This window comes from Sphingobacterium sp. NGMCC 1.201703 (assembly GCF_047784615.1).
In the GTDB taxonomy this organism is placed as follows: Bacteria; Bacteroidota; Bacteroidia; order Sphingobacteriales; family Sphingobacteriaceae; genus Sphingobacterium.
On sequence record NZ_JBLOHD010000005.1, the window covers coordinates 618,446 to 638,392 of the forward strand.

General features: G+C 38.9%; 20 protein-coding genes. 16 read left to right on the plus strand and 4 right to left on the minus strand.

Translation table 11 applies throughout. The annotated features are described in order from the left end of the window. The first annotated feature begins 95 nt into the window (after positions 1-95). The 11 genes from polA to ACK8HY_RS13575 all read left to right on the plus strand — a co-directional run bounded on the left by polA (position 96) and on the right by ACK8HY_RS13575 (position 13,572). Positions 96-2,894, plus strand: a complete 2,799-nt coding sequence (gene polA / locus ACK8HY_RS13525; protein ID WP_416133898.1) for a DNA polymerase I — start codon at positions 96-98, stop codon at positions 2,892-2,894. 8 nt (positions 2,895-2,902) lie between these two features. Continuing rightward, on the plus strand, positions 2,903-4,033 hold the full coding sequence (locus ACK8HY_RS13530; protein WP_416133899.1) for a toxin-antitoxin system YwqK family antitoxin: 1,131 nt from the start codon (positions 2,903-2,905) through the stop codon (positions 4,031-4,033). Between the two features lie 24 nt (positions 4,034-4,057). Further along, the gene (locus ACK8HY_RS13535; protein WP_077437346.1) at positions 4,058-4,711 is read left to right on the plus strand and encodes a phosphatidylserine decarboxylase family protein; all 654 of its coding nucleotides are present in this window, start codon (positions 4,058-4,060) and stop codon (positions 4,709-4,711) included. A gap of 62 nt (positions 4,712-4,773) precedes the next feature. After that, positions 4,774-5,811 carry a sensor histidine kinase gene (locus ACK8HY_RS13540; RefSeq protein ID WP_077437347.1) on the plus strand — a complete coding sequence of 346 codons (1,038 nt, stop codon included), beginning with the start codon at positions 4,774-4,776 and terminating at the stop codon, positions 5,809-5,811. Between the two features lie 90 nt (positions 5,812-5,901). Beyond that, on the plus strand, positions 5,902-6,549 hold the full coding sequence (locus ACK8HY_RS13545) for a DUF47 domain-containing protein (protein ID WP_077437348.1): 648 nt from the start codon (positions 5,902-5,904) through the stop codon (positions 6,547-6,549). Between the two features lie 37 nt (positions 6,550-6,586). Continuing rightward, positions 6,587-7,597, plus strand: a complete 1,011-nt coding sequence (locus ACK8HY_RS13550) for an inorganic phosphate transporter (RefSeq protein ID WP_077437349.1) — start codon at positions 6,587-6,589, stop codon at positions 7,595-7,597. A 241-nt stretch (positions 7,598-7,838) separates the two neighbouring features. Further along, the gene (locus ACK8HY_RS13555) at positions 7,839-9,215 is read left to right on the plus strand and encodes an OmpA family protein (RefSeq protein WP_416133911.1); all 1,377 of its coding nucleotides are present in this window, start codon (positions 7,839-7,841) and stop codon (positions 9,213-9,215) included. Between the two features lie 180 nt (positions 9,216-9,395). Further along, a complete protein-coding gene (locus ACK8HY_RS13560) occupies positions 9,396-10,808 on the plus strand; it encodes a tetratricopeptide repeat protein (RefSeq protein WP_416133900.1) in 1,413 nt (470 codons plus the stop codon). A gap of 103 nt (positions 10,809-10,911) precedes the next feature. Next, positions 10,912-11,655 carry a shikimate dehydrogenase family protein gene (locus ACK8HY_RS13565; RefSeq protein WP_416133901.1) on the plus strand — a complete coding sequence of 248 codons (744 nt, stop codon included), beginning with the start codon at positions 10,912-10,914 and terminating at the stop codon, positions 11,653-11,655. A 43-nt stretch (positions 11,656-11,698) separates the two neighbouring features. Next, entirely contained in the window at positions 11,699-12,340 is a 642-nt protein-coding gene (locus ACK8HY_RS13570; RefSeq protein WP_416133902.1) for an MBL fold metallo-hydrolase, read from the plus strand. 2 nt (positions 12,341-12,342) lie between these two features. Continuing rightward, positions 12,343-13,572 (plus strand): FtsX-like permease family protein, encoded by a 1,230-nt coding sequence (locus ACK8HY_RS13575; protein WP_416133903.1) that lies wholly within the window; start codon positions 12,343-12,345, stop codon positions 13,570-13,572. On the opposite strand, the gene ACK8HY_RS13580 is transcribed toward ACK8HY_RS13575, so the two are convergent. Continuing rightward, a complete protein-coding gene (locus ACK8HY_RS13580; RefSeq protein ID WP_416133904.1) occupies positions 13,569-14,219 on the minus strand; it encodes a hypothetical protein in 651 nt (216 codons plus the stop codon). The two genes, ACK8HY_RS13575 and ACK8HY_RS13580, sit on opposite strands and share 4 nt — an antisense overlap. 58 nt (positions 14,220-14,277) lie before the next feature. Beyond that, on the minus strand, positions 14,278-14,553 hold the full coding sequence (locus ACK8HY_RS13585; protein ID WP_028070934.1) for a NifU family protein: 276 nt from the start codon (positions 14,551-14,553) through the stop codon (positions 14,278-14,280). A 241-nt stretch (positions 14,554-14,794) separates the two neighbouring features. Here ACK8HY_RS13585 and ACK8HY_RS13590 point away from each other — a divergent pair, with 241 nt between their 5' ends. The 3 genes from ACK8HY_RS13590 to coaBC are packed head-to-tail and all read left to right on the plus strand — an operon-like array spanning position 14,795 to position 17,261. Further along, on the plus strand, positions 14,795-15,724 hold the full coding sequence (locus tag ACK8HY_RS13590; protein WP_077437356.1) for an outer membrane protein assembly factor BamD: 930 nt from the start codon (positions 14,795-14,797) through the stop codon (positions 15,722-15,724). Beyond that, a complete protein-coding gene (locus tag ACK8HY_RS13595; RefSeq protein ID WP_028070932.1) occupies positions 15,708-16,037 on the plus strand; it encodes a DNA-directed RNA polymerase subunit omega in 330 nt (109 codons plus the stop codon). The genes ACK8HY_RS13590 and ACK8HY_RS13595 overlap by 17 nt, the downstream gene beginning before the upstream one ends. A gap of 15 nt (positions 16,038-16,052) precedes the next feature. After that, the gene (gene coaBC / locus ACK8HY_RS13600) at positions 16,053-17,261 is read left to right on the plus strand and encodes a bifunctional phosphopantothenoylcysteine decarboxylase/phosphopantothenate--cysteine ligase CoaBC (protein ID WP_416133905.1); all 1,209 of its coding nucleotides are present in this window, start codon (positions 16,053-16,055) and stop codon (positions 17,259-17,261) included. A 43-nt stretch (positions 17,262-17,304) separates the two neighbouring features. Here the strand turns inward: coaBC and ACK8HY_RS13605 are convergent, their stop codons facing one another. After that, complete coding sequence (locus ACK8HY_RS13605) at positions 17,305-18,672, minus strand: methyltransferase RsmF C-terminal domain-like protein (protein ID WP_416133906.1); 1,368 nt, start codon at positions 18,670-18,672, stop codon at positions 17,305-17,307. A gap of 86 nt (positions 18,673-18,758) precedes the next feature. On the opposite strand from ACK8HY_RS13605, the gene ACK8HY_RS13610 reads away from it, so the two are divergent. Continuing rightward, positions 18,759-19,145, plus strand: a complete 387-nt coding sequence (locus ACK8HY_RS13610) for an SRPBCC domain-containing protein (protein ID WP_416133907.1) — start codon at positions 18,759-18,761, stop codon at positions 19,143-19,145. Positions 19,146-19,472: 327 nt separating this feature from the next. Continuing rightward, complete coding sequence (locus ACK8HY_RS13615; protein WP_416133908.1) at positions 19,473-19,715, plus strand: hypothetical protein; 243 nt, start codon at positions 19,473-19,475, stop codon at positions 19,713-19,715. Positions 19,716-19,739: 24 nt separating this feature from the next. Here ACK8HY_RS13615 and ACK8HY_RS13620 read toward each other — a convergent pair. Further along, positions 19,740-19,947: hypothetical protein (locus ACK8HY_RS13620; protein ID WP_416133909.1), on the minus strand; the 208-nt coding region annotated here is incomplete at its 5' end.

The following is a 19,947-nucleotide window of genomic DNA, read 5'->3' on the forward strand; positions in this document are numbered from 1 at the left end:
CATTAAATGTGTCATAGCGCAAAAATCGGAAAAATTTATTAAACTTACCGTTTGATGAATTTCTTACCTTTGTAAGAAGACTAAAATTCAATTTTGTGAAAAAACTATTTCTTTTAGATGGAATGGCTCTGATATATAGAGCATACTTTGCATTGAGCAAGACCCCACGAATCACCTCTACAGGCTTGAATACCGGGGCAATCATGGGATTTACCAATACACTATTAGAGGTATTGAAAAATCAGCAACCTTCTCATATAGCAGTAGTGTTCGACACAGCGGCCCCCACAGCACGCCATATTGAATTTGAAGCCTATAAGGCCCATCGTGAAAAAATGCCCGAAGATCTCTCGGCCTCCATTCCCTATATCTATCGCCTGATTGAAGGATTCAATATCCCGATTATCACCATGGATGGCTATGAGGCGGATGATATCATTGGCACGTTGGCAAAAAAAGCAGAACAGGAAAACTTCCAGGTCTACTGTATGACACCGGATAAAGATTTTGGGCAGCTTGTCTCTGAAAATATTTTCATCTACAAACCCGCACGTATGGGCAATGGCGCAGAAGTACAGGGCGTCCAAGAAATTCTCGAAAAATGGGAGGTGAAAGATGTGTGCCAAGTCATTGACATTTTGGGATTATGGGGTGATGCCGTAGATAATATCCCGGGAATCCCTGGCATTGGAGAAAAGACCGCAAAGAAACTCGTTCAGGAATTTGGATCAGTCGAAGGAATTATCGCCAATGCAGCTCAGCTCAAAGGGAAAATGCGTGAAAATGTTGAAAATTTCGCCGAACAGGGACTGATCTCAAAAAAATTAGCAACAATTCTATTGGACGTGCCGATTGAGCTAGATGAAAAAGCACTTGAACTCGAGGAGCCGAATAAAAACATTCTCGAACCGCTGTTTGCAGAATTGGAATTTAGGACATTAGGGAAAAGAGTTTTTGGAGAGGATTTCTCCATTCTTGAAAAAAATGCACCTGCAGGCGGACAAATGGATTTATTTGCTGCACAAACCACGATTACAACAACGGATATTACAATCGAAATTTCCAGCGACAATACCCCTGTGAATAATATCCATAATACAACGCACGACTACAAACTAGTAGAAACAACAGACGAACAGGAAAGGCTTGCGCAAGAGCTCGCCACCAAAGAAAGCTTTTGCTTCGATACTGAAACAACGGGATTAGATGCTAATCTTGCCGATATCGTTGGACTTTCTTTTTCGTTTGAAACAGGAAAAGCATACTACATTCCTACACCGGCAGATCGGGAAGAGGCACAACGCATCGTCGATATCTTTAAACCTGTATTAGAAAATCCAACAATTGAAAAGATAGGCCAAAATATCAAGTACGATATCCTTCTTTTAGCACGATATGGTGTTAAGGTACAAGGAACCTTATTCGATACTATGCTAGCGCATTACCTCATTGACCCGGATACACGTCATGGCATGGATGTACTTGCAGAGAATTACCTGAATTACACGCCAGTCTCCATTACCGAACTCATCGGAGAAAAAGGGAAAAAACAAGGAAATATGCGGGATGTTGATTTCGAAAAAATCAAAGAATATGCAGCGGAAGATGCGGACATTACTTTGCAGCTCAAAAACATTTTTCATCCCCTTTTGGTAGAAACGGACACCTTAAAATTGGCTCAGGATGTGGAATTCCCACTTGTATACGTGCTCGCGGAAATAGAACGCAATGGCGTAAAAGTGGATGTCACTGCTCTTGCCGAATTTTCGAAAACCTTGGAACAGGACATCAAGGATCTAGAGCATGCGATATTTGAAAAAGCCGGAGTGAACTTTAATATTGCCTCCCCAAAACAGTTAGGAGAAGTCCTATTCGACAAATTACAACTGGATCCGAAAGCAAAGAAAACAAAAACAGGACAGTATAAAACCGGTGAAGATGTTTTATTGGCGCTGGCGCATAAATCAGATATTGTTCAGGATATTTTAAATTTTAGGCAATTACAGAAATTGAAATCTACTTATGTCGATTCATTGCCTGAATTGATTAATCCAGAAACCGGTCTGATCCATACATCCTACAATCAAGCTGTCGCCGCAACGGGACGTTTGAGCTCCACAAATCCCAATCTACAAAACATCCCGATCCGTACGGAAAGGGGCCGGGAAGTGCGGAAAGCGTTTATACCGCGTTCGGAGGATCATGTGATCTTATCCGCCGATTATTCACAGATCGAATTACGCTTGATCGCAGAGTTGAGCAAAGACCAAAATATGCTTGAAGCCTTTAATCAGGGGCATGATATTCATCGCGCCACAGCTGCAAAAGTTTATAATATAGCTTTTGAGGAGGTGACATCCGAACAGCGTCGCAACGCAAAAGCAGTAAACTTTGGTATTATTTATGGTCAATCCGCCTTTGGATTATCTCAAAATTTAGGTATCTCACGTAAAGAAGCTGCTGACATCATCAATGAATACTTCAACCAGTATACCGGTATAAAGAAGTATATGAGCGACGCAGTTGAATCTGCGAAGGAGAAGGGCTACGTTGAAACAATTCTAAAACGTAGACGTTATTTAAGAGATATAAATTCCGCGAACATGACCGTTCGTGGATTTGCTGAACGAAATGCGATCAATGCACCAATTCAAGGATCCGCAGCAGATCTGATTAAGATTGCCATGATTGCAATACAAAAAGAGATCGAACAACAGAAACTCCAAGGCAAGATGATTATGCAAGTTCACGATGAGCTCGTATTCGATGTTCCCAAACAAGAAATCGAAGCATTCAAAGCTATTATTCTGGACAAAATGACAAATGCCATAAAAACCACAGTCCCATTGGTTGTAGAAATCGGAGAAGGTAAAAATTGGCTTGAGGCACATTAATTTTTGTTATGACTAAAAAAATCATTTATCTATTATTGTTCTTATCCTCCTACTGCTTTACGATTAGTCAAGCACAAGAAGGTAAACCTGTATTTTACGAAAAATTAGATCAGGGATTGATTCGTTTCCATTTTGATAAATATTATTATCTGGCAGCAAAAGACTGCGAATTCAAATCAATTGAACGTGTTAGCAAATTTGATTTCACAAAACAGATTTTTGATGGGGAATTCCGTGACTTTGCGCCCAATGGTGGCCGTATGCTGGTTGGCAATTATAAGGATGGAAAAAAAGAAGGCCTTTTTCAGGCTTTTCATCCGAATGGCGTTTTGAAATGGGAGATCAATTTTAAAGATAATTATCCCATTGGCGATTGGAAATATTATTACCCAGATGGTAAACCGCTATTAACCGTTACCTATGGAGATTATGGTTATTTCATTAAAGATTATTGGGATAACCGGGGAAAACAAGAGGTTGTCAACGGTGAGGGAAACTATGAATTTGCTATTCCATTCGAAGGATTTACCGAATTTGGCTATGATTTTTACATGCGCAAAGGAAAAGTAAAAGGCGGTAGACCACAAGGAAATTGGAACACTTATTTTTACAACGTTGGACAGCAGCCAATTTACGCGATGACACAACGCTTTGTTGATGGAAAAATCGTTGCTACTTACGATGATGATGGGGAACTTCCTAGCGAAGATTTTCAGACATTAAGTGTCTTACCCTACGATTATTTTATCCGAGCCGAATTATTAAACAGCAAATCCTGCAGCTTTGATGACTTTTCAAACTTCTATGCGTTCCTTGCTAAACGATTTACCGATAGAATCAATAAAAGCGGGTTCGAAGTTGCAACTCAACTCAATTTCTCCTATGAAGTTGAAGTCAAAAAAACAGGCTTGGCCAATTTGCGAAGTCTTAAATTGAATGTAAACTCCGATAATGAGAATGATCAGGCGATTTTGAATCGCATTGCTAAAAGTATAGATTTTTATTTTCCTACCTACAAACAAGATCAACCACAGGACGATAGGATTAGAGTTTCCGGAAGTATCGCCACGGGAAGCGATGGAAAAGTTTATACGCATTCAATTAAAATCGAAAGACAAATAGACAATTCGAGTAAATAATTATCTTTGCAGAAATAAATAGATATGAAATTCCATAAAGAAGGATATACCACATTAGCGATTGCTGTACTTTTTATTTTTATCATCAATGCCGTCGCGGATTATTATGATGCGCCACAGTATGTCAAATGGTTTATTTATGCCCTTTCAGCATTCCTGTTCATTACCGTTGTCCAATTTTTTAGAAGCCCTAAGAAAGTGGTCATTCCACAAGATGGCACCATATTATGCCCCGCGGACGGAAAAGTTGTTGTGATCGAGGAAACGGAAGAAAACGAATATTTTCATGACAGAAGGATACAGGTCTCGATTTTTATGTCCCCTGTCAATGTGCATGTGAACCGAAACCCCATCAGTGGCTTGGTCACATTTTTCAAATACCATCCCGGAAAATTCTTGGTTGCCTGGCATCCGAAATCCTCTACAGATAACGAAAGAACGACAGTAGTTGTGAAAGACAAAGAAGGAAGAGAAGTTCTTTTCCGTCAGATAGCCGGTGCATTGGCTCGTCGCATCGTTTGGTACGTAAAAGAAAATGATCAGGTGGCTCAAGGCGACGAGTTCGGGTTTATCAAATTTGGTTCGCGTGTGGATCTATTCTTACCTTTAGGAACAGAAATCAACGTGAACATTGGCGACAAGGTGACCGGAGCCAAGACTATTATCGGAAAATTTTAACAATTTATTAATATCATTATAAGTAACTTAGGCCCCAATTAGGGGCCTTTTTTATTCAGCAAATGAATTTTAGACAATTATTATTGGCAAACTCAGCTGGTGTTGGCATTGCAATATCCACCATTAGCTATTATTATAAACATGATTTACAGACCGCGTTAATTATCTTTTTCGTGGCGCTGGTCATCTGTTTTCTTCTATTCAATTACCTGTTCGAGAAATACATCTATCGCCGTCTCAATACCATGTACAAATTGATTCATAACCTGAAACTTGGCAAAGATCTTAAGGATGCGATTGGCGAACATGTCAGTGAAGACCCTATTACAGACGCTGAAAACGACGTAAAAGCTTGGGCAAAAGATAAAAAAAATGAAATTGAACAATTAAAATCTCAGGAAAAGTTCCGCCGGGAGTTTCTTTCCAATATATCCCATGAATTCAAAACCCCCCTCTTTGCCACGCAGGGCTACATCGAGACATTACAAGATGGGCTAATAGAAGAAGACATGGAGATGGCAAAGAATTTCTTAGACAAAGCTGCGCGAAACCTTGATAGATTGAATTACCTCATTCAAGATTTAGATGAAATATCCAAACTGGAATCAGGTAAAATGGTATTGAACATTGAAAAATTTGACATTGTAGATCTGATCAAAGATACGGCATACTCATTGGAGGACAAAGCCAAACAACACAATATTAAGATCGAGTTCAAACCCAAAACGGGCACGCCCCATTGGGTTAAAGCAGATCGTAACAAAATACATCAGGTACTCTATAATTTGATAGACAATTCGCTCAAATACGGCAAAACCGGCGGAACAACGAAAATAAAAATTTTTCCACTTTTTGAACAGGTGCTTATAGAGATCACCGACGACGGTTACGGAATTGAAGAAAAAAACCTCAGTCGTGTATTTGAGCGATTCTTTCGAACGGATAAAAGTAGGTCAAGGGATATTGGCGGATCTGGTTTAGGTCTCGCTATTGTAAAACATATTATTGAAGCCCATCAACAAAACGTAAATGTACGCAGCACAGAGGGCATTGGGACTACTTTTGGCTTTACTTTGCAAAAAGTTCAGACCGGAGACTAAACAATTGATGACATTTTTGTGTTTAAACAAAACCAATGTTAACATTAACTTAACATTAGGGTATTATTTTTGCAAAAATAAATTTAAGATATGTCTTTAAATAGCATTTTTCAGTACTTCGTTCCAAAGGACAAAAAATTCTTCCCTTTGTTTGAACAAGCAGGCAACAATTTGATTGAAATGTCTCAATTGTTAAAAGATATTGTAAACTCAAACAATCCAGAGAAGAAGAAAGAGTTCACACGCAAGATGGAAGACCTGGAGCACAAAGGCGACAACATCACACACCAGATTCACCTGGAATTAGGTAAAAACTTCATTACACCTTTTGACCGCGAAGATATACACTCTCTAGCAAGTTCATTGGACGATGTAGCAGATTTTATTCACGGTGCTGCCAACAGAATGGATCTATATAAATTGGAGAAAGCAACAGAGCCAATGATAGAAATCGCAGATCTATTGGTAGAAGCTACAGAGCATGTCTCCAAAGCAATCCACGAACTTCGTGACTTAAAGAACATACGTAATATTACGGATTCATGTGTACGTATTAACAGTGTGGAAAACAAAGCAGACTATATTTTTGACAAAGCAGTAGCTGATCTTTTTGAGTTTGAAAAAGACGCTGTTGCATTGATCAAACATAAAGAAGTATTATCTGCAATGGAAGATGCAACAGACAAATGCGAGGATGTTGCCAATGTATTAGAAAGTATTCTAGTTAAAAACGCATAATCATTCGATCATAAGTACATAAAAATTCTACGAGATTATGATGTCAACATTACTCGTTGTTGTGATTGTCTTAGCAATTGCATTTGACTACATCAATGGATTCCATGATGCTGCCAACTCTATTGCGACAATTGTATCAACAAAAGTTCTCACACCAGCAATGGCTGTATTATGGGCTGCCATATTCAACTTTGCTGCTTATTTCTACTTTACAGATCACAAAGTAGCCAACACCATTGCCAAAACGGTATTGGAAGAATATATTACCCTCGAGGTTATCTTTGCGGGACTGCTCGCAGCCATCGGCTGGAACTTGTTCACTTGGTACTATGGAGTACCCTCAAGTTCATCACATACCTTAATCGGTGGTTTTGCGGGATCAGGAATGGCTTATGCGTTTATTCTTGGTGCGGATCCAATCCATGCCATCAATATAGATGCAACTTTAAAAATTATTGCTTTTATCGTTCTGGCGCCAATCATCGGTATGACTATTTCTATCATCATTACACTTATTGTGATTAATCTGGCGAAAAACTCTCGCCCCAGTGTAGCTGAGAAATGGTTTAAAGTATTACAGTTAGTTTCATCTGCAGGCTTAAGTTTTGCGCACGGTGGTAATGACGCACAAAAGGTAATGGGTATTATCCTAGTGGCAATGGTTGCCGGCGGTTATATGCAAAATACGGAACATATGCCAGAGTGGATTCCCTTAACTTGTTATGCAGCTATTGCAGCAGGAACAATGAGTGGAGGCTGGAAAATTGTTAAAACAATGGGAACTAAGATTACCAAAGTGACCCCATTGGAAGGTGTCTGTGCGGAATCCGCAGGTGCTGTAACTTTAGGAATTACAGAACATTTCGGAATTCCTGCATCAACAACCCATACCATTACAGGATCCATTATAGGTGTCGGCGTAGTAAAACGCGTTTCAGCAGTACGTTGGGGGGTAACTATCAGTTTATTATGGGCTTGGGTGTTGACTATACCCGTGTCCGCCATTCTTGGAGGACTATCATTAGTTATCGTACATTATTTACTTTAGAAAGAATTTCTTAATTTTTTTCTTAAAGCTATTGAAACAAAACAAAAATTTGCTACTTTCGTAGCGGATTTTTGTTTTGTTGTTTCACATTAAATACTTAATTTAGTACGAAATATCAGAAATTTAAAAATTTAACATAATTTTAAGACTTTGGCACGGCAATTGTACTGTTCCAGATATTAAATATAGATAATAACATTTGAAAACAATTAAAATTAATAATAACCTTAAAAACAAGAGTATGAACTATTCTACAATTAAAAAAACAGCTGTTGCTGCTACATTAGTTGCCGCTTTAGGTTTCGCTGATACAGCACAAGCTCAACAAGTATTCGGTGGTAGATCACAATACAGAACTTGGTCTATCGGTGTTCAAGGTGGTATCACTACGCCTAATGCTTTAATTGGTGGTAACAATAACTTTGGTCAAAAAGTAGGTTACTTCCAAAACAAAGTTGGTGAGTACTATGGTTTAACAGTACGTAAACAATTCTCTCACCTTTTCGGTTTAGAAGTTGAAGCTAACCGTGGTAAGATCAAAACTTACAACCATGATGTTTCAGGTCCTGCCGCAGAAAATGTTGGTGGTGCTAAATCTGCACAAACAGATGTTAACTGGGCTGCTAGCTTAAATGGTGTATTCCAATTGGGTACAATCGACTTCTTAAGAAGAGAAAACGCAGTTAACTTCTATGCAAAAGTGGGTATCGGTACAATGGCTTACAACCCAGTTCAATTTGCGAACAACGATTTCACTGGTAAAGAAGTTTACAACAACAAAGGTAAAGTTGGTGAAGATATCTTCGGTGACCGCGAATACAAAGGAGACAGAGATTACCGTTTAGGTATGTACGTTCCTGTAGGTGTTGGTGCTAAATTCAAATTATCTGAAGTTGTTGCCTTGAACTTAGGTTACACAATGAACTTCACTGATGAAGCATTGTTGTACGGACCAGGTAGAAATAAAAGCACTAAACAACGTTTTGCTAATGTATACGGTGGTTTAGAGTTCACTTTAGGTTCAAAAGACAAACAAAACTTGACTTTTGCTAACCCAGTTGCTACAATGTATGATGAATTGAAAGATCCTTCATTGAGAAACGAAGTTGAAGCATTAAAACAACGTGTAAGCACTTTAGAAGGTACAGTTAATACATTAAGCGCTGATGCTGATGGTGACGGTGTATCTGACAAATTTGACAAATGCCCTGGTACTCCTGCTGGTACTCCAGTAGATGGTTCAGGATGTCCTATCAAATTCCCAGAGCCAGTTGCTGAGAACCTTACTTCTAACGGTTACTACGCTCCAATTCAATTTGAATTTGATAGCTCAGTGTTGAAAACTTCTTCTTACTCAACTTTAGATAAATTGGCTAAAGAAGTACGTGACAACAACTCGACTGTTACTTTAGATGGTTATGCATCTGCAGAAGGTACAGAGGCTTACAACATGACTTTGTCTAAAGACCGTGCTAACTCTGTAAAACAATACTTGGTAAATGCTGGTGTTTCTGCATCAAGCATCACTGCTAACGGTTACGGAGAGGCTAATCCAGTTGCATCTAACTCAACTGAAGAAGGTCGTGTTCAAAACCGTCGTGTTGAGATCAAAAAATAATCGTATATAATTTATACCATTATATTAAAAGCCGGCTCTAGAGCCGGCTTTTTTATTTTGACGGTATTTATCCTTAACTTTGTGGATGATATCCAATTTGTGGAAAATTTAATCAAGCAAATTAGATAAGAAATTAGTATTTTGATTTAAAGAAAGAATACTGATTTTAATTTTTTGAGAATGGAAGAGGATTTTGAATTTGAAAACCCCGAAGAAAGAAAAATCTCGGTGGACAGATATGAGGAAATGCTTCGAAACGAGGATCAGTATTTTTTTGATTCCAAAGCTTTCGAAGGAATAATAGACTACTACGCTGAAAAAAATGATCCCGTCAAAGCTTTACAGGTAACTGAATTTGCGATAAGCCAACATCCCTTTGATATTACCTTTTTGCTGAAACAAGCTCAGTTGTTTTCAACAATTCAACAGTATCAGAACGCATTGGCGGCCTTGGACAAAGCTGAATTACTGGAAGCTTCAGAAGGTGATATATTTCTAATTAGAGGCGGTATCTTAGGAAGCATCGGACAATTTGATGAAGCCCTAGATCAATTATTCAAAGCATTACCTTTATTAGACAATAAAGATGAGGTTTATTTTCATATTGCCATGATTTTTCAGGCGCAGATGAACTACGACAAAGCCATTGTCTATTTAAAAAAAGCACTGGAGCTCAATATGGACTATCAGGAAGCACTCTATGAGCTAGCCTATTGTTATGATGTACTTGATAGACAGGAAGAAAGTATATCCTTCTATAAAAAATATATTGACTCAGACCCCTATTCGTATTACGCTTGGTATAATCTGGGTAACTCCTATCATAAAATCAGCAAATTCGAAGAGGCTTTGGATGCATATGACTATGCCATATTAATTAAAGAGGACTTCTCTTCTGCTTATTTTAACAAAGGAAACGCCTTGGTTAACTTAGACCGTTATCAGGAGGCGTTGGATGTATACAAACAAACCTTCGAATACGAACAACCCAGTGCAGATACCTATTGTGCTATCGGTGAGTGTTACGAGAAGCTTGAGCAAATGGAAGAAGCTCGAAACTACTATAAAAAAGCCGTCAAGTTAGACGCCGAACTCGCAGATGCATGGTTTGGAATCGGAGTTACCTTGGATTTTGAAGAACGGTATTTTGAGGCACTTCATTTTTATAAAAAGGCATTGGAGCTAGAAGATACAAACCCTGATTATTGGTTTGCCATCGCAGATGCCCGATACAAGCTACAGCAAATTGATCAAGCTGAAGAAGCTTATAAAAAAGTAGTTGCATTAAATCCATCCGATATCGATGCCTGGCTCGATTATTCTTCGATCTTATTTGAGCAAAGTAAAATTGATGCAGCCATCGATGTTATGTCCGATGCGATTACGCAGAACCCTGAAGCCGCAGAGCTATACTATCGTGTTGTGGCCTATCTTTTTGCAAATGGTCAATACAATGAGGCTTTAAATTTTTTGGAACTAGGCTTGGCGACGAATCCTGAAAAACACTACATTCTCTTTGATTACCTCCCTCAATTGCAGGGAAACCAGATTATCACTGAAATTGTCAAAAAATATACAAAACCCAAAAATTAAGGTTAAAAGCATTTTATCTCCTTAGGGATCGGCCTGAGGGGATAAAATACAATTCAATTAGATTAAGCATCCCTTACCGTCCAAAGAAGCATTAAACCATTCAATGAAAAAACTAGGTCTTATAGGATTTCCGCTAGGACATTCCTTTTCCAAGAAATATTATTTAGAGAAATTTCAAAAAGAAAATATTCAACACATAGATTATGATTTATATCCGATTGAACGTATCTCAGATTTTCCGTCTATATTTACGAACAAAGACTTTTATGGAGTGAATGTGACCATTCCATACAAAATAGAAGTCATGGATTATTTGAACGAACTATCAGATGAGGCTAAAGCAATACAGGCTGTAAACTGTATCCGCATTATGCATTCAGCAGAAGGCACGCCATACCTTAAAGGTTACAACACTGACGCATATGGATTTGAAGAATCACTGAAACCGCTTTTAGAAGTACATGACAAAAAGGCGCTGGTACTTGGAAATGGAGGTGCAGCAAAAGCCGTCATTTATGTTTTAGATAAATTAGGTATCCAACACACACTCGTCAGCCGAACTAAGCAAACCGACAATTTCACTTATGATGAAATAAATGCGTCGATCTTGGCAGAATACTCGGTAATTATTAATTGTTCACCTGTAGGAACATTTCCCAACATACCAGAGTCACCAGCTCTTCCCTACGAACATATCACCGCTAAGCACTTATTCTACGATCTTATCTATAATCCCGAAGAGACCACATTTTTAAAGAAAGGCAAAGAAAAAGGAGCACGAACTAAAAATGGGTACGAAATGTTACTACTCCAGGCAGAGAAGAATTGGGAAATTTGGAATAGCTAGTCTTTCTCTAGCTAGAGAGCAATTAAAAATGTAAATTTACCTTATGTTAACGATCAGAACATTCACTTTCAATCCCTACCAAGAAAACACCTATCTGTTGTATAACGAACAGGGAAATGCCTTAATTATTGATCCGGGGATGTATGGGGAAAAAGAGCAGACAGAGTTTTTAACTTTTGTCGATCTCCATAATCTTACTCCAAAATTACTATTGAATACACATTGCCACATCGATCATGTCTTGGGCAATTATTTTATTCATGAAAAGTTTGGTCTGCTTCCTCAATTTCACGAAGGAGAACTATCTACATTGGTTGCTGTTCAGAATTATGCCCCACAAATGGGGTTTCGTTATGATATCTCCCCTATTGGAGAAGTATTTCTAAAAGATGGAGATAAAATACAAATAGACAATGATGAACTGGAAGTGATATTAGCACCGGGCCATTCTCCCGCTCACATCTGTTTCTATAGTACCGCACAAAAGTTTCTAATTGGCGGCGATGTTCTCTTTCGCAATAGTATTGGCCGTACTGACCTACCAGGAGGAAATCATCAGCAGCTTTTAGATAATATTAAAAAAAGACTTTATACGCTACCCGATGATACACTTGTCTACCCCGGTCACGGCCCGTCAACAACAATAGGCTTTGAAAAGAATTCCAATCCATTTATACAAGGATAAATATGAACTTGCCTTTTCTATTTGCCAAAAGATACCTATTTTCAAAAAAATCGGTCAACGCGATTAATATTATCTCCTCAATTAGTGTGATAGGTGTTATGGTAAGCAGTGCCGCATTAATCATACTATTATCCTCCTTCAATGGTATGGAGGAGCTTATTATATCCATGTACAGCAAATTCGCTCCAGAACTTAAAATAGAGCCTCAAAAAGGGAAGTTATTCGCCGCTAATAAGCCGGTCTTTGATGAATTGAGAAGAAATCCAAATGTTATCCATTATACAGAAGTACTCGAAGAGAAGGTATTGCTTCAATATGGGAACCGACAGTATATTTCAACCATCAAAGGAATCGAGCCAGGATCATTGAATAAGAGTATGGGCGATAGTATCCTCGTAGACGGGGTATATCAACTCTTACGTGACTCAACTAATCTAACGATATTAGGTGCAAGTGTTCAGGCTAATCTCGGTATCTCGATGCAAAACGCACGCGACCTTATTCAAGTATATTCACCAAGAAAAGGCGTAAAAAATACCTCAAATCCCGCTGAGGAATTTAATATTCGATCTATCAGTCCGGGAGGGGTGCTCAGATACCAACAGGATTTCGATAATTTAGTTATTACGCCAATTTCATTTGCCAAAGAAGTTCTAGGTGAATATGATCGGGTGTCTGCTATTGAATTCTATCTTAAAGCAGGCACTGACATCAAGTTATTTGAACAGGACCTACAAAAAAAATTAGGCGCAGATTATCTAGTTAAAAATCGGGAAGAACAAAATCCGACCTTGTATAGAAACGTACGTGTAGAGAGGTGGGTTGTATTTTTTATTTTAACATTGATCAGTGTCATCGCCATTTTTAACATTGTGGGCTCATTAACGATGTTAGTATTAGATAAACAAAAAGATATGACAGTCCTAAAAAGCTTGGGCGGCAACAATAGTTTAATTCAGCGTATTTTCTTTTACGAAGGGTTAATGATTGCAATTATTGGTTGTATTTTGGGCTTATTAATAGGCGCTATATTCAATTATATTCAGTCCACCTATGGCATCATACGCGTTGAAGAGGGTGCAAATGCTATTTTGGATAGTTACCCTATGCTCAGTCGATGGAGCGACTATGTCTTGGTGTTTATCACTGTCACGGGTATTTCGGGATTAGTTTCTTATTTCTCAGCAAAACTAAGTGTAAAAGAACTTGACAAGCTCAAAACTACAGACTAATAGCGGGAACTTTTGGAACGGCTTTGACTCCCCTTTGTTATTTGTTGTATTAAACTTCCCCAGGCAAAAGGATTTAATAGCGGGTTGGCATACCTTTGGTTGATGACTTTGTTATTCATCGTATTGAAGCTTTGGGCGTTATTGATTGAACGCATTTCGTTGCCATCGCGAGGAACTACAGCAGCCATTGCAGACAAAGACTCATAGGATAATGTTTTTCTTGCCCGTACGATATGATCATCAGATACATCTAAATTCATAAATGCAATATTAAATTCCTCAATACTTGCCCAAGGATATGGTGTCACCATTGGTAACTCAGTCACCAAATTTTGCATGACGATACTCGCCGTGTATTTATCCCCTGCGACTTCGGGTACAGTTACAATAAGTGGATCGAATCCTACTGAGGAAAAACGGAGTGTGTCACCCACATGGGCTACGAAGGAAAAATAACCTTCATTATTTGCCGCGACGGACTCGTTACGAAAAGATAAATTAGTTACTGTAGCATAACCAACAGGAAGGCCCGACCCCACAGTAGTTACAATACCAGAATATTGAATGATCTTCCGTTCTTGCGCCCTTAAAGCCGAAGGATCAAAAAATACAGATAAAACTAATAATATAGGAATCAGCAACTTCATAGAACAAATTTACACAAAAGCAGCAGGAGTTGGCCGTTAAATTGTGTTAATAGATAAACTAATTTGCCGACGGCAAGGTGGCATCAGGAGAGTCTGGATCAGTAAGGTTAATTGCTTCTACCGCTGTGACCTCTGGTACCGCTTTTTTAATAGCCTGTTCCAATCCCGCTTTAAAAGTCATGATGCTCATTGAACAGGAAGCGCATGCGCCCAATAGTTTTAATCGCACGACATTATCTGCTGTAATCTCTTCAACACTCACATTTCCGCCATCAGTCTCCAAATAAGGTCTCAAGGTATCCAATGCTTGCTCCACTTTTTCTTTTAAAGTCATACTCTTTATTAAATTCAATGATTGTATATGTAAAGATAATCAAATATTTTAAAATCTATATTTTTCCACTACTTACGTCGGGGAAAAACAACAAGTCCATGACAATACTGCCCCCAGATTATATCCAACGAGTTAAAGAATGTTAATAAAAAATGTTGTTTTTGGGATCAAATAATTATTAAACTATATTGCGCAGTAAAATTTAATTGATTAGTATAACAAATTCACTTATCTTTGTAAAATGTTTTTAAATAGGCGTATAGCGGCTATCTGTGCCGGCATGATGTTTCTATTGGTGTTTACTGGCTGCAAAAGTAAATTTGAGAAATTGCGCGCAAGCAATAATATCGCTCAAAAGTATGAAGAGGCCGTAAAGCTGTATGAGAAAAAGAAATATACAAAGGCGTTAGTTTTGTTTGATGACTTGCGGACAAAATTCCGCGGACAGGCTGAAGCAGAAAATATCTACTACTATTTGGCTTTTGCCAATTACCGTCTGAAAGATTACACTTCAGCGGCATATCACTTTAAGGACTTTGCAGATGTTTATCCGAACAGTCAGCGAGCGGAAGAATGTCGTTTTATGCATGCCTACTGTTACTATTTGGATTCTCCCCGCTCCACTTTGGACCAGGCAAATACCAAGAAGGCAATCGATGCCCTACAGCTTTTTGTCAATCTCTATCCAGAATCTGAACGCTCCAAAGAAGCAGCAGACCTCATTCAGAAGTTAAGAGACAAACTAGAGCTCAAGGCTTTTGCCAATGCTAGGCTCTATTATGATATGGGTCTGAATGATGATTATAGAGCTGCAGTAATTGCTTTACAAAATGTACTGAAAGAATACCCTGACACAAAATATGCCGAGGAGATTGAATTCCTGACCTTAAAGGCGCAATACATATTTGCTTCGAAAAGTATTCTGCAAAAACAGGAAAGCAGATATGATGAGACATTGGACTATTATCGTAGCTTTGCAAGCAACTATCCCAATAGCAAACATATAAAAGAGGCGGAATCTATCCGTCGGGATTCCGAAAAAGGAATTAAGACAGCCGTTTCTCACATGAAAGAATATAACAAAGCACTTGCTGAGCAAGAAGCTTACATAAAAGAACAAAAGGCGAAAAAAGAAAAAGAAAATACCCAAAAAGATGAGTCAAAAAAATAACAATTCAATTCCAAATTCTACAGTTACACGTGACTTAAGACAATTGGACAAAGGAACTGACAATATCTATGAATCCATTGTAGTTATCTCTAAACGCGCGAATCAAATTGCAGTAGATATTAAAGAAGAACTAAATGGAAAACTTGCTGAATTCGCAAGCAATAACGATAACTTGGAAGAGGTATTCGAAAACCGCGAACAGATAGAGATTTCTAAACACTACGAACGCATGCCAAAACCTACTTTGGTAGCAATCGACGAGTTTTTACACGATAAAGTGTACTACAGAAATCCTTCGAAAGAGCAAGACTAATTCCAAAGATTAACGATGGCTTTAGCTGGGAAAAATATTGTAATTGCTGTATGCGGTAGTATCGCCGCATACAAAATTGCAAGTCTAATTCGTCTGCTTGTGAAAGCAGATGCCCATGTTCAAGTGATTATGTCAGCGGACGCCACAGCGTTCATTACCCCACTTACGCTTTCTACACTTTCTAAAAATCCTGTTTTGATTGATTATTATCAACCAGGAACAGGCGAATGGAATAACCATGTAGAAATTGCTTTAAATGCAGATTATATCCTCGTAGCTCCGGCAACAGCAAATACCATTGCCAAAATGGCAAATGGGCATTGTGATAATTTGCTGATGGCCGTATATTTATCCGCAAAATGTCCTGTTTTCTTTGCTCCAGCAATGGACTTAGATATGTGGAAACATCCATCCACCCAATCAAATATTGCTAAGCTTGCTGCTTATGGTAATATCATTATCCCACCTGAAAAAGGAGAGTTAGCCAGTGGGCTGATCGGCGAAGGACGGTTGGCCGAGCCAGAAGAGCTTTTTCGCTTCCTAGCAGATTTTTCTAGTCGGAAACTTCCCTTAACAGGGCAAAAGGCCCTCGTTTCTGCTGGCCCTACGTATGAGGCTATAGATCCCGTCCGCTTTATTGGAAATCATTCCAGTGGAAAGATGGGTTATGCTATTGCCCAACAATTAAAAGAGCTCGGTGCGGATGTTACTTTAATTTCGGGACCTACCGCATTACCGAAACCTGAGCAAATAGCTGTTGTTCCTGTCACCTCTGCTGCCGAGATGCTTCAAGCCTGCGAAAGACATTTTGCTGATGCATCCATAATTGTCATGAGTGCTGCCGTTGCGGACTATACGCCTATCGAAGTTGCCGCTCAGAAGATCAAGAAGAAAGAGAATGAATTTTCGATTGCTTTAAAGAAAACAACGGATATTCTCGCCACTTTGGGGGCAAAAAAGAAGAACGAGCAATTACTGATCGGATTTGCTTTAGAGACCAACAACGAGCTCGAAAATGCAAAAGACAAATTAGTTCGAAAGAATCTCGATTTTATCGTTCTGAACTCCATGCAGGATCAAGGCGCCGGGTTTGCTACTGATACCAATAAAGTTACAATTATCAATCGTTCAGGCGAAAGTACGGTGTTCCCCTTGAAATCGAAGGAAGATGTCGCAAAAGATATCTGTTCGATCATTTTACAACATATCCCCTCGAAGAAATAACGTACTCCGGGAATCCGAAGAAGTATATCATGTCTCCAACCTCTTAGAGATTTACGATTCTTAGCTCCTTAGGATAATAATTATTGATCCTATTGGGTAAGACCTTTATCCAGCCTAATGACAAGCCTTTATATTTCGCCAGTGTCCAACCTTTCATGTCAACAGGAATATTCTCTAGTATTACATTTTCTTTTCTAAGATAGTTTTGAGCTTCCTCAAGGGAAAGTTCCACATTTTGAAAATCAGGATCCAGAACATTACTTAAAGCCAAAGCATGGCTTGGAATAAGTTCTTTTCGATTAAGTTTCCCTATATTGATTCCCGCATTCTTAAGATAGAGTACATTCTGCAGGTACTTCAAATCATTTTCATATACATTTGGAAATATATAGACATCTTCGTGGTGGATAAATGGGAAAAATCCCTCGTGGTTTACTATCCAAGCATCCAGAATTCCCTTCGGCACATCCGATTTCTCGGGCTTTATCCGCTTTCTATTAAATGTGGATTGTTCAGTTATTTTTTTTAAAACAGTGATAAAAAAACCTTCTCCACTTAATTTATGCGGATAAAATCGGTATCCATGTGCAACATGCTCCACAGATTTTGTATACTCAATGCCCCAGCTATCATCAATGGCAATTTCTATAGATTCAAAATCTCCAGTACCTATCAACCAATCTGCTATATCCTCATTTTCTTCTTCAGAATAGGAACAGGTTGAGTAAAGAAGGTATCCCCCTTTTTTCAATGTAGCGATACTTTCTGCCAATATTCGTTGTTGCCTTTCGCTACAAAGTTTAACATTAGCTTCCGACCACTCATCTATTGCATCTGCATCCTTTCTAAACATTCCTGATCCAGAGCAGGGTGCGTCCACGACCATAACATCAAAATACCCTGGTAATCGGTGAAACGCTGAGGGATCGTTATTTGTGACCACTGTATTTGCATTACCCCATTTGGTTAGATTATCCTGTAGGATATTTACACGCGTCTTGATGATCTCATTGGCGACAAGTAGACTTTCGGGATGCAAGCTACTATTTAACAAAGTAGACTTGCCTCCAGGAGCTGCACACAGATCCAAAGCATAAACTGGCTTAGTGTCTAATTCCAATTTACGGATAATGTGATCTATAAACATCGAAGACGCGTCCTGCGAATAATAGCCCCCCCCGTGAAATAGGGGATCGAGCGTGAATATCGGACGTTCGTTGAGATAAAAGGCACCTTCACACCAGGGGACCAATCTGTTATCCGAAAACGGACATTCTTTTAATTTTCGCGGGTTTAACCGTATAGCCGTTGCCCGCTTAGCCTCTTCATGTACACTTATAAATGCAGCGGTATCGAATAGAGGGTTTACACCCAGTTTTTTCACTAATGAATTTGGCAGAAAATTACTCATGTGTCCTATAGTTTGTGCTAAAATTAATACAAATAAAAATGAAGTCAAAATAAGTCGTAAATTACAGGAAAGAGTAAATTTGTATTATGAAAGATCTCAAGAAATACGCTATTATCCCGGCGACACCGGAACAACTCTATCTCGCCCTAACAACCGAAATTACGGCCCGTCTGTGGACCGGCGATGTTGTATCGATAGATGCATCAGTTAACGGTGAATTTTCCTTGTGGGATGGAGCAATTACAGGTCGATTCTTGGAACTAGTGCCTTCTTCAAAAATTGTACAGGAGTGGTATTTCGGTGAAACTGACAAGCCTTCAATTGTTACACTAAAGTTGCATGAGCATAAAAAAGGGACTTCATTAGAGGTTAGGCAAACCAATATCCCGGATGAAGATTACGAAAATATTGCCGAAGGCTGGGAAGATCCCTATATTTCTTCTTTAATTGATTTCTATACAGATGAAGATTAATCTTTAGATACCAGCAGTGAGCCCGTTTTTTAAGCCGGGCTCTTTTTCGTTAGCCTATTAATGAAATTATCGTCTTTGCCCGAAGGGTTTATTCGGATCGCCCGCAAAAAATGTTACTTTCAATAAGACTCTTCCCCTCACTATTAATCCCTTATAAGCTATCCGCTAAAGGGCTCATAAGCTCAAAAAACAATTCTATTTTATTGTATTCTAATATATTCCTATCTACAATTTATTTGAGCGAGGTCACATTCTTAGGTTAGTAAGCACGGATAAGATGGCAGTAATTACAGCAGAATAAAAAAGTTAGGAATAGTAATACCCGCCATGAGCAGCGCGCTATCCCCAACAGCAAGGTATTGGCAAGGGATAGACCATCTGCAATATCCTATAGCCATCTGCAAAGATCGTCAAACCCTGTTATACCATCAAAACTCCGGAGGGACCGCTGTTGCTGATGCGACTGCTGGTGTCCTTGCTGTTACCCTTGCTGCTACATCCATTGCTTCTACAGCTATTGCCGCTACCGTTTTGTTGGCTTTACGACTGCTATCACCCTTGCTGCTATAACTATTACTTTTACAGTTATTGCCGCTACGGTTTTGTTGGTTTTACGGCTCCTGTTGCCCTTGCTCCTAAACGATTGTCTAATAATCCTGTTGCAGGAATAATGTGACTGTGGGGGACGCCCCATCCAGCCCTGTTGGCTGCCCGCAGAGAAGCAGCAGCAAAAGTATGTAAACGAAAGAAGCCCTTGACTGTTTCCAGCAAGGGCTTCCGTGTAAAAAAAGGCACCGACCTA